The following is a 16,365-nucleotide window of genomic DNA, read 5'->3' as shown; positions in this document are numbered from 1 at the left end:
ATGAGTAACGCCCCGACCGCACGCTTCACCGTCCTCACGCTGGGCGTCAGCGACATGCGCGCCAGCATCGGCTTTTATGAATCGCTCGGCTTCTCCAGGAAGATGCGCGCGACCGGCGAGGAGGTCGCCTTCTTCGAGACCGGCGGCACCGTGCTCGGCCTGTTCCCGTGGCATCTGCTCGCTGCCGATGCCGGGCTGCCGGATCAGCCACGGCCTTCAGCGTTCCGCGGCGTCGCGATCGCTTGGAACTGCAACGACGACGCCGAGGTCGATCGTGTGATGGCGTTCGCGCTGTCGAAAGGCGCCAGGCTGCTGAAACCCGCGCAGCCGACCAGCTATGGCGGCTATTGCGGTTATTTCGGCGATCCCGACGGCCACGCCTGGGAAGTGGTGCGCGCGCCGGGCTTTGAGGTTCGCGACGACCGCCGGGTGTCAATCCCCGATTAGAGCGCCGATCCCGATTAGGGTGGCGGATTGAATAACGGGGAAGGGCGCCAGGTTCCCGGTTGCGCCGCGGGCCGGGCTTGACCACGATCCCCGCATGATTCGGGACAAGTCCAATCGCACGTCAAAGACCGCGTCGAAGAAGAAGCCGGCCGAGCCGGCCAAGCCGGACAAGCGCGTCATCGTGGTGACGCGGCCGAGCTTTCGGCGCGAGCGCGCGCTGATCAAGCGCGGCGTCTGGCCGGTCGCCGGCTGCGACGAGGCCGGGCGCGGGCCGCTGGCGGGCCCGGTGGTCGCCGCCGCCGTGGTGCTGGACCCAAATCGGATACCCAAGGGCCTCGATGATTCGAAGCGGCTGACCGTCGAGCGCCGCGAGGAACTGTTCGAGGAAATCTGCGCGACAGCAGCGTTCTCGGTCGCGGTGGCGTCACGGGCGCGGATCGACCGCGACAACATCCTGCGCGCCTCGCTGTGGGCGCTGGCGCGCGCGGTGCATGCGCTGCCGGAAATGCCGAAGCATGTCTTCGTCGACGGCCGCGACAAGCTCGCCACGCCCTGCGACTGCGACGCCGTGATCGGCGGCGACGGCATCGTGGCCTCGATCGCGGCGGCCTCGATCATCGCCAAGGTGACGCGCGACCGCCTGATGTGCGCGCTGGCGCTGGATTGCCCCGGCTACGGCTTCGAGCAGCACAAGGGCTATGCCGTCCCCGAGCACCTCGAGGCGCTCGACCGGCTCGGCCCCAGCAGCCATCACCGCAGTTTCTTCGCTCCCGTCGTCGCGGCGCGGCTGAAGCATTTCCCGGTCCCGGCGGAGCCCGACCTGTTCACGGTGGACGCCGAAAGCGAAGCCGCGGCATCCGAAGCGGCGTAAAGCGCGGCGGCGCCGCACTCTCGGTGGCATCGCCCGGCTCGCCGCCTCCGCTAAAGCTTCGGCGCGCCAGGGGGCCCTGGCCTCGTCGAAGCCTTGGCGAAGACGGGACCGGGCGATCCAGTATTCCAGAGACCGTTGTGCTCAAGCCTGGCCGCCGCGGCGTACTGGATGCCCGCCTTCGCGGGGCATGACAGCGATGTTTGACTTTGCACCGTGGACACATCCAGCCCGGTTGCCTCCATCGCCGCCGCCGTTTATCAAAAAACCTCGGGATCAGATGGCGCCGCTTGATACGGGTGGCTGGGGCATTTCAGGCGTTTCATGCGGTTTACCTCCCTGGTTGTCGAACTGATCCGCGCCCGGCCGCGCCTCGTGGTCTGGATCGTGGTGCTGGCGCAGGCCGCGATCTGGCTGTTCCTGCCGGCCATCTTCTACGGCAGTCCGCCCGGCAACCTCGCCACCATCCTCGCCTTCGGCCGCGAATATCAGGTCGGCACCGACATGGGGCCGCCGCTCGCGTTCTGGCTCGCCGACATCGCCTTCCGCGCCGTCGGCAATCACGTGTTCGGCGTCTATCTCCTGGCGCAGGTCTGCGAGATCGTCACCTTCATCGCCTTCTACGCCTTGGCGCGCGCCATCGTCGGTGGCCCGCAGGGCGTGCTGGCAGTGCTGCTGTCGATGACGGTCGTGGTGTTCTCCTCGCCAAGCGTCGAGTTCGGCCCGCTGATCCTGGCGCGCCCGCTCTGGGCGCTGCTGTTGCTGCATTCCTGGCAACTGATCGGGCAGAACCGGCGCAACGCCTGGTTCGCCTGGTCGATCGATTGCGGGCTCCTGCTGCTGACGACGCCGGCGGCGATCGGCATGATCCTGCTCGTGACAGGCTTTGCGCTCGCAACCGAGCGCGGGCGGCGCATGCTCAAGTCGGTCGATCCGATCTACGCGCTGCTCGTCATCATCGTGCTGGCGCTGCCCTACCTGATCTGGATGCTCCGCGCCGACGTCCTGGCGCTGCCGGCCTTGCCGGCACTCGCCGATCTCAAGGCGCGCGCGCTGCGCTGGGGCGTGGTGCTCGGCGGGCTGATCGTGGCGACCGCCGCGATCGCGCTGCTGGCGATCCTCAATTCGCGCTGGTTCGCCGGCAAGACCGAGGATGCCCCGATCATCAACCGCCCGCCGGTCAGTCCGCTGGCGCGGCAATTCGTGTATTTCTTCGCGTTCGCGCCGGCGATCGCGAGCAGCTTCGTCTCCGCGCTGTTCAATCTCGATCGCGCCTTCGGCGGCGCCGGAGTGGCGCTGTTGATGTCCGGGCTTGCCGTCGTGGTCGCGACCGGCGAACTGATCCCGCTCAGGCGGCAGCGGCTGCTGCGTTCGGTCTGGGCCTTGGCGGTCGCGGCGCCTGCAGCGCTCGCGCTGGCGGCGGCGCTGTTCCTGCCCTGGACCAGCACCACGGAGGCGTCCACCTCGCTGCCGGCAGCCGCGATGGGCCGCTTCTTCGATGACAGCTATGAGCGCCGCACCAACCAGCGCCTGCGCGCGGTGGCCGGCGATCCCGAACTTGCCAGCCTGATTGCGATGAACCGCCGCCGCCCGCATCTTTTGCTCGACGCCACGCCGCAGCGGACGCCGTGGCTGTCGGTCGCAAAATTCAACGAAACCGGCGGCGTCGTGGTGTGGCGCGCACAGGACACCGCCGGCACGCCGCCGCCCGACATCGCGCAGCGCTTCCCCGGCCTCGTGCCGGAAGTGCCGCGTTCGTTCGACCGGCTGGTCAACGGACGGCAGCCGGTGCTGCGGATCGGCTGGGCGATCGTGCGGCCGAAAGGGACGTGATTTGACGTGACGTGGAGCCGTAGATGGGGTAACGGGCCGGCCGCCCGCTCGCTACGGCGCAATTTGGAAGCGCGCTCGCGAGCGGCCTGTTGGTTGGAAGGCGGTCGTCCCTCAAACTGATGGTGTTCAACGGAGTCGGGCAAGCCCGCTCCAAGCATCATTAAGGGACGACCATGTACCACTATGCAGGAATTGACGTGTCTTTGGAATGCTCGAGCGTTTGCCTTGTCGATGGGACAGGCAAGATTTTGCGCGAGACGAAGGTTGCGAGCGAGCCGGCGGCGCTGATCGCCTGGTTCCGGTCGCTGGGTCTGGTACTGGAACGGATCGGGCTGGAGGCAGGCCCCTTGTCGCAATGGCTGTATGCGGGTCTGCGAGACGCAGGGCTTGCGGTCGAGCTGCTGGAAACGCGGCACGTTCGCGAAGCCTTCAAGTCGATGCCGGTGAAGACGGACCGCAACGATGCCCGCCGGATCGCGCAGTTGATGCGGCTCGGCTGGTTCCGGCCGGTGCACTGCAAGTCGGTCGCGGCGCAGGAGACCCGCGCCATCCTGACGGCGCGCAAGCTGCTGCAATCCAAGCTTCGCGATGTCGAGAACAGCCTGCGCGGCATACTTCGCGGTTTTGGCCTGAAGGTCGGTGCGACCACCGAGCGCACGTTCGCCGGACGCATCCGCGAGCTCGTGACCGGCCATCCCGGACTGGAGTTGGTCGCGGCGGCGCTGCTCCAAGCCCATGCGGTGCTGCTGCGGGAGTTCAAGAGCCTGGACAAGCACACCCAGAAGCTCGCCAGGACGCATCCATCCGCCAAGCTCCTGATGACAACGCCGTCCGTTGGTCCGATCGTGGCGCTCACCTATGCCGCGGCGATCGACGACCCGAAGCGCTTCCGCTCCTCGAAGGCCACGGGAGCCCACTTTGGGCTCACCCCGAAGAAGTACCAGTCCGGTGAGACCGACTACACCGGCCGCATCAGCAAGATCGGGGATGCCTCCGTGCGCGAGGCACTCTACCAGGCAGCTCACGTCATGCTGACCAAGCCGGTCAAGAATTGCTCGGCATTGAAGAGCTGGGCGATGCGGATCGCCCGGCGCGCAGGCATGCGCAAGGCCAAGGTAGCGCTGGCTCGCAAGCTCGCCGTGATCCTGCATCGCATGCTCGCCGACACCAAACCGTTCAACCCGATGACCAAGGCCATCTAGCCAGGAGCAGCAATCGGTTCCGGGCGGGCCACGACACCAGGCTCTCCCCGAGCGAAGTCCCTCCGCTGGGACGATGGATCCGGTCAGGCCGCCATCCGGGAAGTGGCTCACGACCACGCAATCCGTAGATTGGCCGGCCGGCTCCTCAATGCACCCCATCAGGCGACGGCCTTCGCGCCGATCCCGTACAGAAGCAAGTGCCCGGCGAGTGGATGACGCGAAAAGGGATTGACTAACCAAGGCCCGTTACAGAAGCCCGGATGAAGCGCAGCGAAATCCGGGGCCGCTCTTTTACGCCACCTGATCCACCCGGATTGCGCGGAGCCTGTCATCGGGCGCGCGTCCGCGCGACCCGTTGGCTCCATCCGGGCTACGAAGCTACGCGCTCGCCACCTGCAACACCTTCGCGATCGCGCGCAGATCCTGCCAGGACAGCCGCTTGTACGACGGCGAGCGCAGCAGATAGGCGGGATGGAAGGTGGCGACGGCGCGGATCGTGCGGGTGCCGGTGTCGTAGTCGATCCATTTGCCGCGCGTGCGCATGATGCCCTCGCGCGTTCCGAGCAGCGCCTGCGTCGAGGGATTGCCGAGCGTCACCAGCACGTCGGGATTCACGAGTTCGACATGGCGCTGGATGAAGGGCAGGCACACCTGCGTCTCCTGCGGCGTCGGCGTACGGTTGCCGGGCGGCCGCCACGGGATCACGTTGGCGATATAGGCCTTGCTGCGGTCGAGCCCGATCGCCGCGATCATGCGGTCGAGCAGCTTGCCGGAACGGCCCACGAACGGCAGGCCCTCGATGTCCTCGTCGCGGCCCGGCGCCTCGCCGACGAACATCACGCGCGCCTGCGGATTGCCGTCGGCGAACACCAGCCTGGTTGCGGTGTGCTTCAACGCGCAGCCGTCGAAATTCTCCATCAGCGTGCGCAGGGCTGCAAGCGTCGGCGCAGTCCGCGCAGCCTCGCGCGCGGAAGCGATCGCGGCATCCGGCGCCACGGTGATTTCGCTGCGCGGAACTGACGGCATCGGCGGCGGACGCAGCGGATTGAGTGCAACTGATGGGCGCGGCGCGGCTGGGGCGGGAACTGGCTCCGGCTCCTCGAGCCGGTTGATCGGCGCATCGCCAAGCGCGCAATCGACCCCGGCCTCGAGGTAAAAGGCCAGCAATTGCTGCAGTGTAGGGGTGGGCTCGGGCGGCAGGGCCATCATGGGCGCAATCTAGAGCATCGACCAGAAAAGTGGAGGGCGGTTTTCGGAAAAGATTATTCTCTTGCGGTACCCGGGCCGTGCAAACCCATGGAAGCGCAATTCCATGGTTGTCCTTCCGCCAAAAATCGGAAACAACGACCCGTGAAAAGCTTAGAAGCGTTCTCAATGGGCTGAGATCAAAGATCATGAGTGCTGAAGACCTTCCTCCGCGCGAGTCTATGGAATTCGACGTCGTCATCGTCGGCGCCGGCCCGTCGGGCCTGTCGGCCGCGATCCGGCTGAAGCAGCTCAATCCGGAGCTCTCGATCGTCGTGGTGGAGAAGGGCTCCGAGGTCGGCGCGCACATCCTCTCGGGTGCGGTGATCGATCCGGCCGGGCTCGACAAGCTCGTGCCCGACTGGCGCGACGACGCCGATTGTCCGCTGAAGACGCAGGTCAAGGACGACCGCTTCTACTGGACGACGTCGCAAGGCTGGTTCCGCCTGCCGAACTTCATCATGCCGCCGCTGATGAACAATCATCACTGCTACATCGGCTCGCTCGGCAATGTCTGCCGCTGGCTGGCACCGAAGGCGGAAGCGCTCGGCGTCGAGATCTATCCGGGCTTTGCCGCGGCCGAAGTGCTTTATGACGACAAGGGCGCGGTGCGCGGCATCGCCACCGGCGACATGGGCATTGCCAGGGACGGCAGCCACAAGGATTCCTACACCCGCGGCATGGAGCTGCTCGGCAAATATACGCTGTTCGCCGAAGGCGCACGCGGCTCGCTGTCCAAGCAGCTGATCGCGAAGTTCAATCTCGATGCCAACTCCGAGCCGCCGAAGTTCGGCATCGGCCTCAAGGAGGTCTGGCAGATCGACCCGGCGAAGCACAAGAAGGGTCGGGTGCAGCACACGCTCGGCTGGCCGCTGAACGACAGGACCGGCGGCGGCTCGTTCCTCTATCATTACGACGACAACCGCGTCGCGGTCGGCTTCGTCGTGCATCTGAACTACAACGATCCCTATCTGTCGCCGTTCGACGAATTCCAGCGCTTCAAGACCCATCCCGATGTCCGCGAGCTGTTCGAGGGCGGCAAGCGGCTCGCCTATGGCGCGCGCGCCATCACCGAGGGCGGCTACCAGTCGGTGCCCCGGCTCTCGTTCCCGGGCGGCGCGTTGATTGGCTGCGCGGCGGGCTTCGTCAACGTGCCGCGCATCAAGGGCGTCCACAACGCGATGGGCTCCGGCATGCTCGCCGCCGAGCATGTCGCGGCCGCGCTCGGCGCCGGACGCGCCAATGACGAGCTCGTCGAGTACGAGAACGCCTGGCGCTCGTCGGCGATCGGCAAGGACCTGTTCAAGGTCCGCAATGCCAAGCCGTTGCTGTCGAAGTTCGGCAACATGCTCGGAACGGTGCTCTCCGGCTTCGACATGTGGTGCAACACGCTCGGCTTCTCGCTGTTCGGCACCCAGTCGCACGCCAAGCCGGACCGCAAGACGCTCGATCCGTCCAAGCAGCACCAGCCGATCGCCTATCCGAAGCCGGACGGCAAGATCTCGTTCGACAAGCTGTCGTCGGTGTTCCTGTCCAACACCAACCATGAGGAGGACCAGCCGGTCCATCTCAAGGTCGCCGACCTCAATCTGCAGAAGACCTCGGAACACGACGTGTTCGCCGGTCCGTCCAACCGCTATTGCCCGGCCGGCGTTTATGAATGGGTCGAGGAATCGACGGGTCCGCGCTTCCAGATCAACGCCCAGAACTGCGTCCACTGCAAAACCTGCGACGTGAAGGACCCCAACGGCAACATCACCTGGGTTCCGCCGGAGGGCGGCGGCGGTCCGAACTACGAGGCAATGTGAGGCCAGGGTGAGCTCGAGGCGGCCGACCACATTTGCGTGAGGCGGCTGCGCGAGTTGCCGCAACCTCCGCTTGGCCTCTCCGCGCGTGGAGCGGCCGGATTGCACCCCCGGTTACAACAGAAGGCGCGAAAAGGGGTGCCGTGGCACCCTTATCTCGCGCCTTTTTGCGTCCGCGCGCGAATATGCCCGGCCCGGTCACGATACCGCCATAGTGGAAGCGTCTTGCGGGGGCTGGCTGGATCGGCGGGCCTAAAGGCCTAATCTGCCAATTGATTCGTCATGGGTTGCCTTTGGGCGATCCTTGCGGATGAGCGCCAAAAGCGGCATTGTCCCCCGCCGTGATGCCGCCGCTTGGGTTCGCATTTTGAGACTGATCGCAAGATCTTGGCCATAAAATCCATCTTGGCGTAAATCCCTGGAGCAAGGCGACCGTGATGCTGTCCACCCGATTCCACCGCCTGACGATTGCCGTTCTCGCTGCCGCGGCGCTTGCCGTGCCTGCGCAGCTTGCAGCGCAAACGCCGGACCATCCGACCGACAATGCCGCGCAATTCCCGTCCAAGAACGACCTGAAGTCGCTGACCACCGCCGGCAGCTATCTCGCCGCCCGCCACGCCAGCGTCGAGCGCGATGCGACCTCGGCCGCGACGTTCTACCGCTCGGCGCTGCGCACCGACCCGAAGAATTCCGAGCTGCTCGACCGCGCCTTCATCTCCTCGCTCGCCGACGGCGACATCGAGGAGGCGGTCAAGCTCGCCGACCGCATCCTCACCCAGGACAAGGCCAACCGCGTCGCGCGCCTCGTCGTCGGCGTGCGCGATCTCAAGCTGAAGAAATATGCCGCCGCGCAGTCCAACATCAACCAGTCGGTGCGCGGCCCGATCACCGATCTCGTCGCGACGCTGCTGTCGGCCTGGGCCGCCTATGGCGCCGGCGACAGCAAGGCCGCGGTCGCCTCGATCGACAAGCTGACCGGCCCCGAGTGGTACCCGATCTTCAAGGACCTGCATGCCGGCATGATCTATGAGCTGTCCGGCAAGGAGAAGGATGCCGGCGCCCGCTTCGAGCGCGTCTACAAGCTCGACGATTCGATGCTGCGCACGGTCGACGAATATGCGCGCTGGACCTCGCGCAACAAGGACGCGGCCGCCGCGACCGCGATGTACGAGGCCTTCGACAAGAAGCTGCCGCGTCACCCGCTGGTGCTGGAAGGCATCAAGGAGACCAAGGCCGGCAAGAAGCTGCCGCCGCTGGTCGAGTCGCCGCAGGCCGGCGCGGCCGAGGCGCTCTACGGCATCGGCGCGACGCTGACCCGCCGCGGCGGCGAGGACCTCGCGCTGGTCTATCTGCAGCTCGCGCTCTATCTGCAGCCCAACCATCCGCTGGCGCTGCTGTCGCTCGCCGATCTCTATGAATCGGTGAAGAAGCCGCAGATGGCGATCAAGGTCTATGAGCGGATGCCGGCGTCCTCGCCGCTGAAGCGCAACGCGCAGATCCAGCTCGCGACCAATCTCGATGCCGCCGACCGCAGCGACGAGGCGATCAAGATCCTCAAGGAAGTCACATCGGATCAGCCGAAGGACATCGAGGCGATCCTGGCGCTCGGCAATATCGAGCGCGGCCGCAAGAAGTTCGCCGACTGCGCCACCACCTATTCGCAGGCGATCGACGCGCTGCCGGCCGGCGGCGACAAGAACGCCTGGGTCACCTATTACTATCGCGGCATCTGCGAGGAGCGCTCCAAGCAGTGGAACAAGGCCGAGGCCGACATGCGCAAGGCGCTCGAGCTGCAGCCCGAGCAGCCGCATGTGCTGAACTATCTCGGCTATTCCTGGATCGACCAGGGCATCAACCTCGACGAAGGCATGAAGATGATCAAGCGCGCCGTCGATCAGCGCCCTGACGACGGCTACATCGTGGACTCGCTCGGTTGGGCCTATTACCGGATCGGCAATTACGAGGAGGCGGTCAAGAACCTCGAGCGCGCGATCGATCTGAAGCCGGAAGATCCGACCATCAACGACCATCTCGGCGACGCCTACTGGCGCGTCGGCCGCACCCTGGAAGCCAAGTTCCAGTGGGCGCATGCCCGCGACCTCAAGCCCGAGCCGGAAGAGCTGCCGAAGATCCAGGCCAAGATCGACAACGGCCTGCCGGACGACACCTCCAACGCCGCCGCTGCCGAGAAGAAGAAGGACGACGACGGCAAGGGTGGCTGAGCGGCGGTCGTCGCGCTGCATCTTCATAAAATACCGTGATGCCCGGGCGCGCGAAGCGCGTCTTCGCGCAAGATGTCCCGGGCATTGACGTTTGCCCGTCATGGCCGGGCTTGACCCGGCCATCCATCCCTTCGAGAAATTCGTTCTTGGTTGATAGATGCCCGGGTCATAGGCGAGCGGAAGCGACGCCGTCCTTCAGACGGCTATGCCCGGGCATGACGAGTCATGGCGGAATTTCCATCCAAACAAAGGGATAGGATCGTACGGCGATTTACGCTAATCGCATCACGATGTTTGTTTTTTAGGGGTTTATCGCCGTGCCGGCGCTGATTGAAGAAGGGCGTGCCAAGGTCAACCTGACGCTGAAGGTTGTCGGGCGGCGCGTCGACGGGTTTCACGACTTGGAGAGCGTCGTCGCATTTGCCGATTGCGCCGATCGCCTGATGCTCGAGCCGGGACCCGAGCTGTCGCTTTCGATGGCGGGGCCGCTGGCCGATGCCTGCGGCGACACCTCTGACAATCTGGTGCTGAAGGCCGCGCGGCTGCTCGGCGAGCGCGTCGCGGACCTCGAGGTCGGCCACTTCACGCTGGAGAAGGTGCTGCCGGTTGCGGCCGGCATCGGCGGCGGCTCGGCGGATGCCGCGGCGGCGCTGCGGCTGTTGGCGCGGCTCAATGAGCTCTCGCTCGACGATAGCCGGATCATGGAGGTCGCGCTGCAGACCGGCGCCGACGTGCCGGTGTGCGTCGCCTCGCGGGCCTGCGACATGACCGGCGTCGGCGAAGGCCTGCTGCCGCTCGACCTGCCGAAAATGCCGTGCGTGCTGGTCAATCCGCGCGTGCCGGTTGCGACCAGGGACGTCTTCAATGCGCTCGGCCTGCGCAATGGCGAGCTCCTGATCGGCGCCACCGACGTCGTGATGCAGGCGCCGTCATGGCCGGAAGCCGGGCGCGCGATCGACGATTGGATCGCGGCGCTGGAGCGCGGCACCAACGATCTCGAAGCCCCCGCGGCGCGCATCCAGCCCGTCATCAGTGACGTGCTGTCCGCGCTGCGTGAGACCCGGGGCGTTCGTCTGGTGCGCATGTCGGGCTCGGGCGCGACCTGCTTTGCAGTGTTCGGAACCGACGCCGACGCCGAGGCGGCCGGCGAACAACTCCGCGCCGGTCACCCCGGCTGGTGGGTGCATGCGGGCACGCTGAGCTAGTGCGCGCCCATTCTCTCTCCGTCATTCCGAGGCTCGCGCCAGGAGGCGCGCCCTCAGGCGCGCAATTGCGCACTGGGGAATGACGACGGAGAGGGGTGCGACAAAACAACCCGACGGGCAACTCAGCAAAACCTGTCAATCCTCGCGCGCGAAAATATTTCGCTTCATCCGAATCGCGAAGCTCGGACAGTGTCGCGAGAACGCGGAAATTTGACTCACTGACCGTGCCACCTATTCGGTGTCGTCCCTGCCTAGTGCGCAATTGCGCACTAGGCAGGGACGACAGGGGCATTTGCGGCGCGCCCATCCCGCCCCAACGCCGGGCAGCCTTGCGGGGCCATTGCTTGGCAAGCCAAACCCCGTTTGCCATAACAGGATGAAACAACAACGTTGCGCGTGCGGGGCCGTTCGGAATCCGCCTGCAGCCAAAGAGCCGGGAGGATGCCATGGCCAATATCCGAGTTCTCGCCACCGATCTGGAGTTTCCCGAAGGTCCCGTCGTCATGCCCGACGGTTCGGTCGTGCTGGTCGAAATCCGCGGCCAGCGGCTGACGCGGGTCTATCCCGACGGGCGCAAGGAGATCGTCGCCAAGGTGCCGGGCGGCCCGAACGGCGCGGCGCTCGGTCCCGACGGCAAGATGTACATCTGCAACAATGGCGGCTTCTCCTGGATTCCGACCCGCAACATGATCATGCCGGGGCCGCAGCCCGAGGATTATCTCGGCGGCTCGATCCAGCGCGTCGATCTGCAATCCGGCAAGGTCGAGACCGTGGTGACGAAATGCGGCGAGCACGCGCTGCGCGGGCCGAATGACCTGGTGTTCGACAGGCAGGGTGGCCTGTGGTTCTCCGACCTCGGCAAGCGCCGCGCCCGCGACATGGATGTCGGCGCGTTCTATTATCTGAAGCCCGGCATGAACGAGATCGTCGAGGCCGTGCACGGCATCCTGCCAGCCAACGGCATCGGCCTGTCGCCGGACGAGAAGACCGTCTACATCGCGGAGACGCCGACCGCGCGGCTGTGGGCGTATGAAGTTTCCGAGCCCGGCACCGTCAAGCCGCGCGACGTGATCTATCGCGGCGAGCGCGGCAAGCCGATCGCCGGCCTCGGCGGCTACCAGATGTTCGACTCGCTCGCGGTCGAGGCATCGGGCAATGTCTGCGTCGCGACGCTGGTGTCGGGCTGCATCTCGGTGATCGCGCCCGACGGCACCGTGGTCGAGCAGGTGCCGACCGGCGACCGCGTCACCACCAACATCGCCTTCGGCGGCCCCGAGCTGAAGACCGCCTACATCACGCTGTCGGGCAAGGGCGAGCTGATCGCGATGGACTGGCCGCGGCCGGGATTGCCGCTGAATTTTCTGAATAGATGACGATTGCGGTTCGCGAAGCGCAATCGTCATTCCGGGATGGTGCGAAGCGCCAGACCCGGAATCTCGAGATTCCCCGATGCGCAATTGCGCATCTGAGGTTCGATGCTGCGCATCGCCCCGGAATGACAAAGATGGAGAGATCTCGAATGCCCTGGCTTGAACCGGTCACCCTTCGCGGCGCGCATGCGCGGCTGGAGCCGTTGTCCCACGATCATCGCGACGGGCTGGTCGAGGCGGTGAAGGACGGCGAGCTGTCAAAGCTCTGGTACACCGCGATCCCGCAGCCGGAGAACATGGCCAAGGAGATCGACCGCCGGCTCGGCCTGCAAAAGGCCGGATCGATGCTGCCGTTCACGGTGTTCGACGCCGACGGCAACATTTCCGGCATGACGACCTACATGAACGTCGACACGTCGAACCGTCGCGTTGAGATCGGCTCGACCTGGTACGCCAAGCGTGTGCAGCGCAGCGCGGTCAATACGCAGTGCAAACTGCTACTGCTGATCCATGCCTTCGAGAAGCTTGATTGCATCGCGGTCGAGTTCCGCACGCATTTCTTCAATCACCAGAGCCGGCGTGGCATCGAGCGGCTGGGTGCGAAGCAGGACGGCATTCTGCGCAGCCATCAGATCGCGCCCAACGGCACGTTGCGCGACACCGTGGTTTACAGCATCATCGCCAGCGAATGGCCGACGGTGAAGGCGCATCTGACCTATCAACTCAACGAAAAGCCGCGCTGACACGATAGTCGGCGCCAGAAACGAGACGATGGAAACGTTCGATTATGTGATCATCGGCGCAGGCTCCGCCGGGAGCGTGCTGACCAACCGCTTGAGTGAAGACGCAGGCACCAAGGTGTGCGTGCTCGAGGCGGGGCCGAGCGACTGGCATCCCTACATCCATCTGCCGGCCGGCTTCATCAAGACCTTCCATATGAAGAGCGTGAACTGGGCCTATCAGCAGGAGGTGGGTCCCTACACCGGCGGGCGCAGCATCTATGCGCCGCGCGGCAAGACGCTCGGCGGCTCGTCCTCGATCAACGGCCACATTTATAATCGCGGCCAGCGCCAGGATTTCGACACCTGGGCGCAGCTCGGCAATCGCGGCTGGGGCTATCCTGACGTGCTGCCCTATTTCCGGCGCATGGAGAGGCGGATCGGCGAGGGCGACGACACCTATCGCGGCCGCGACGGCAACCTCACCGTCACCACCATGGACTGGCAGGATCCACTCTGCGAGGCCTTCATGGCAGGCGCGGTCAGCCTCGGCATTCCGCGCAATCCTGATTACAACGGCCAGATACAGGAAGGCGTGTCGTACTGCCAGCGCACCATCCGAAACGGCCGCCGGGTCAGCGCCGCGACCGCGTTCCTGCATCCGGCGCGGCGGCGGCCCAATGTCGATGTGCGCACGCATGCGCATGTCACCGGCATCATCTTCGAGGGCAAGCGCGCGGTCGGCGTGCGCTACAACCGCGGCGGCAAGCACGGCGATCCCCTGGAGATCCGCGTCACCAAGGAGGTCATCCTCTCCGGCGGCGCCTACAACTCGCCGCAGCTGTTGCAGCTCTCCGGCGTCGGCGCGCCTGAGCTGTTGCAGGCGCACGGCATCGAGGTGCGCCACGCGCTGCCGGGCGTCGGCGAAGGTTTGCAGGATCATTACGCGCCGCGCTCGGTGGCGCGGGTCAAGAACATCAGGACCATCAACGAGCTTCGCCGCGGCTTCAGCCTGTGGGGCGAGGCGATCAAATGGGCGACGACGCGGCGCGGCCTGCTGTCGCTGTCGCCTACCATGGTCTACTGTTTCTGGCATTCCGGCGAGACCACCGAGAGCTCCGATCTGCAGCTCACCTTCACGCCGGCGAGCTACAAGGAAGGCGTGCAGGGCCAGCTCGAGGACGAGCCCGGCATGACGGTGGCGTCATGGCAGCAGCGGCCGGAGAGCCGCGGCTATGTCCGGATCCGCTCCGCCGATCCGTTCGCGCCGCCGATCATCCAGACCAACTACCTCGCCGAGGAGATCGACCGCCGCGTCGTCGTCGCCGGCATGAAGCTGGCGCGCCGGCTGCTCGCCTCCGAGCCGCTCAGTCCGTATTACGCCTATGAGGACTTTCCGGGCCCGAAGGTCCACGAGCGACGACGAACTGCTCGCGGCCGCGACCGAGCGCGGCACCACCACCTTCCATCCCGGCTGCACCTGCCGGATGGGACCGGCGGACGCGCCGTGGGCGGTGGTCGACGACCAGCTTCGGGTCCATGGCATGGAGGGCCTGCGCGTGATCGACGCCTCGATCATGCCGCGGATGATCTCAGCCAATCTCAACGCCTCGACCTTGATGATCGCCGACAAGGCCTCCGACATGATCCGCGGCAAGGCACCCGAGGCGGCTGCGAAGCTGCCGGAGTATGCGTGACGGAATAGAGGCGTACGCGATGTTGCTTTTTGATCAGCGCGCTGTGTCTAACACCGTCATGCTGAGGAGGCCGCGAAGCGGCCGTCTCGAAGCACGACGGCCCGAGTGGGGCCGTGCATCCTTCGAGACGCGCTACGCGCTCCTCAGGATGACGGGACTAATATCAGGAGCTCAGCCGTAGACGAACGCCTTGTCCTTGAGGTCGATCGCCGGGAATTCGTCCTTCTCGGCCCAGTAATCCTGGTTGTGCTGCCACTCCGGCTTGTCGCCGCGCTTCGGCAAGAGGTGCATGCCGCGCATCATGTAGCCGGGGTTGAAGTTCTCCGGATCGATCCACGGCAGCAGCGGCATGTTGTGGTCTTCGGGGCGCAGTTCCGGCGTCACCTTGTTCGCGCCGGTCGCCTTCATGTGCTGCAGCAGGCGGCAGACGAAGTCGCCGACCAGATCGACGCGCAAGGTCCAGCTGGCGCGGAAATAGCCGAACACCCAGACGAGGTTCGGCACGCCGGTGAACATCATGCCGCGATAGGTCACGGTATCGGCGAAGTCGAGCGGCTTGCCGTCGATCTCGAAGTCGATGCCGCCGTTGGCGGAGAGGTGGAAGCCGGTCGCGGTGATAATGATGTCGGCCTCGAGCTGCTTGCCGGACTTGAGCAGGATGCCCGTCTCGGTGAAGCGGTCGATCTCGTCGGTGACGACCGACGCCTTGCCGCCCTTGATGGCGTGGAACAGGTCGGCATCCGGCACGAAGGCGATGCGCTGCCGCCACGGCCGGTAGCTCGGCGTGAAGTGGGTGGCAATGTCGTAGTCCTTGCCGAGGACGGCTTCGACCGCCGCCAGCAGGTCCTTCTTGGCGCCCTCGGGCTCGGCGAAGGTCCGCCTGGTGAAGGCGTCCTGCTCGAACAGTATCTTGCGGCGGGTGATCTCGTGGATCCAGTGCTCGTCGACCTGCAGCCTGCGCAGCTCCTCGGCGATCTCGATGGCGTTGCGGCCGGTGCGGAAATAGGTCGGCGAACGCTGCAGCATGGTGACATGGCCGGCATCCTTGGCCATCGCCGGGATCAGGGTCGCGGCGGTGGCGCCGGAGCCGATCACGACCACGCGCTTGCCCTTGTAGTCGAGGTCGTCGGGCCAGGTCTGCGGATGCACGACGGTGCCCTTGAACTTCGCCATGTCGGTCCATTCGGGCGTATAGCCCGCGTCGTGGCGATAATAACCCTGGCACATCCAGAAGAAGTTGGTGGTGAAGCGCAGCCGCTCGCCGGTGTCGATGCGCGTCGCATCGATGGTCCAGAGATTGGTTTCGTTCGACCACTTCGCCGCGGTGATGGTGTGGCGATAGCGGATGTGACGGGCGATGTCGTTCTCCTCGATCACCTCGCCCATGTACTTCAGGATCTCGGCCGCGGTCGCGATCGGCGCGCTGGTCCACGGCTTGAAGCGATAGCCGAAGGTGTGCAGGTCGCTGTCGGAGCGGATGCCGGGATAGCGGTGGGTGGACCAGGTACCGCCAAAAGTCTTCTGCGTCTCCAGCACCACGAAGCTGGTGCCGGGGCATTGCGTGGTGAGGTGGTAGGCGGCGCCGACGCCGGAGATGCCGGCGCCTGCGATCAGGACGTCGAAGTGCTCTGTCGTGACGGGCTCGGCGGCCCGGATCTGGGTTTGGACGTTCATCTTCCCTGGTCTTCTTGCTTGTTGGCTTGTTTGTTGAGCTGCAGAAGCAAAACGCCGGAGCCATCGCCCCGGCGTTTG

The 16,365-nt window shown here is 65.7% G+C and carries 11 protein-coding genes and 1 pseudogene; 10 read left to right on the top strand and 2 right to left on the bottom strand.

Annotated features, from left to right (window positions below; translation table 11 throughout):
• The 4 genes from ACVMDN_RS28670 to ACVMDN_RS28655 all read left to right on the top strand — a co-directional run bounded on the left by ACVMDN_RS28670 (position 1) and on the right by ACVMDN_RS28655 (position 4,350).
• Positions 1–447, top strand: coding sequence for a VOC family protein (locus tag ACVMDN_RS28670; RefSeq protein WP_057017003.1), 447 nt, complete (start codon positions 1–3; stop codon positions 445–447).
• A gap of 94 nt (positions 448–541) precedes the next feature.
• A complete protein-coding gene (locus ACVMDN_RS28665) occupies positions 542–1,318 on the top strand; it encodes a ribonuclease HII (protein ID WP_076830319.1) in 777 nt (258 codons plus the stop codon).
• Positions 1,319–1,639: 321 nt separating this feature from the next.
• Complete coding sequence (locus tag ACVMDN_RS28660) at positions 1,640–3,148, top strand: glycosyltransferase family 39 protein (protein ID WP_141343451.1); 1,509 nt, start codon at positions 1,640–1,642, stop codon at positions 3,146–3,148.
• Positions 3,149–3,321: 173 nt separating this feature from the next.
• Positions 3,322–4,350, top strand: coding sequence for an IS110 family RNA-guided transposase (locus tag ACVMDN_RS28655; protein ID WP_057016162.1), 1,029 nt, complete (start codon positions 3,322–3,324; stop codon positions 4,348–4,350).
• Between the two features lie 378 nt (positions 4,351–4,728).
• Here ACVMDN_RS28655 and ACVMDN_RS28650 read toward each other — a convergent pair whose 3' ends face one another.
• Complete coding sequence (locus ACVMDN_RS28650) at positions 4,729–5,559, bottom strand: uracil-DNA glycosylase family protein (RefSeq protein ID WP_375162581.1); 831 nt, start codon at positions 5,557–5,559, stop codon at positions 4,729–4,731.
• A gap of 185 nt (positions 5,560–5,744) precedes the next feature.
• Between ACVMDN_RS28650 and ACVMDN_RS28645 the strand changes: the two genes are divergently transcribed.
• From ACVMDN_RS28645 to ACVMDN_RS28620, 6 genes and pseudogenes are all read left to right on the top strand, one after another.
• A complete protein-coding gene (locus ACVMDN_RS28645; protein ID WP_141342589.1) occupies positions 5,745–7,403 on the top strand; it encodes an electron transfer flavoprotein-ubiquinone oxidoreductase in 1,659 nt (552 codons plus the stop codon).
• Between the two features lie 434 nt (positions 7,404–7,837).
• Entirely contained in the window at positions 7,838–9,622 is a 1,785-nt protein-coding gene (locus tag ACVMDN_RS28640) for a tetratricopeptide repeat protein (protein ID WP_076830325.1), read from the top strand.
• Positions 9,623–9,939: 317 nt separating this feature from the next.
• Positions 9,940–10,827: a 4-(cytidine 5'-diphospho)-2-C-methyl-D-erythritol kinase gene (locus ACVMDN_RS28635; RefSeq protein WP_057019120.1), complete on the top strand. Its 888-nt coding sequence runs from the start codon at positions 9,940–9,942 to the stop codon at positions 10,825–10,827.
• Positions 10,828–11,273: 446 nt separating this feature from the next.
• Positions 11,274–12,200, top strand: a complete 927-nt coding sequence (locus ACVMDN_RS28630; protein ID WP_057019121.1) for an SMP-30/gluconolactonase/LRE family protein — start codon at positions 11,274–11,276, stop codon at positions 12,198–12,200.
• Between the two features lie 146 nt (positions 12,201–12,346).
• Positions 12,347–12,940, top strand: coding sequence for a GNAT family N-acetyltransferase (locus tag ACVMDN_RS28625; protein ID WP_456834808.1), 594 nt, complete (start codon positions 12,347–12,349; stop codon positions 12,938–12,940).
• 28 nt (positions 12,941–12,968) lie between these two features.
• A pseudogene (locus ACVMDN_RS28620) lies at positions 12,969–14,613 on the top strand (GMC family oxidoreductase).
• A gap of 171 nt (positions 14,614–14,784) precedes the next feature.
• On the opposite strand, the gene ACVMDN_RS28615 reads toward ACVMDN_RS28620, so the two are convergent.
• Complete coding sequence (locus ACVMDN_RS28615) at positions 14,785–16,287, bottom strand: flavin-containing monooxygenase (RefSeq protein ID WP_057019124.1); 1,503 nt, start codon at positions 16,285–16,287, stop codon at positions 14,785–14,787.
• Between the last annotated feature and the right edge of the window lie 78 nt (positions 16,288–16,365).

Source organism: Bradyrhizobium sp. USDA 4510 (assembly GCF_054059095.1).
This window is presented reverse-complemented; position numbering and strand designations above follow the sequence as displayed.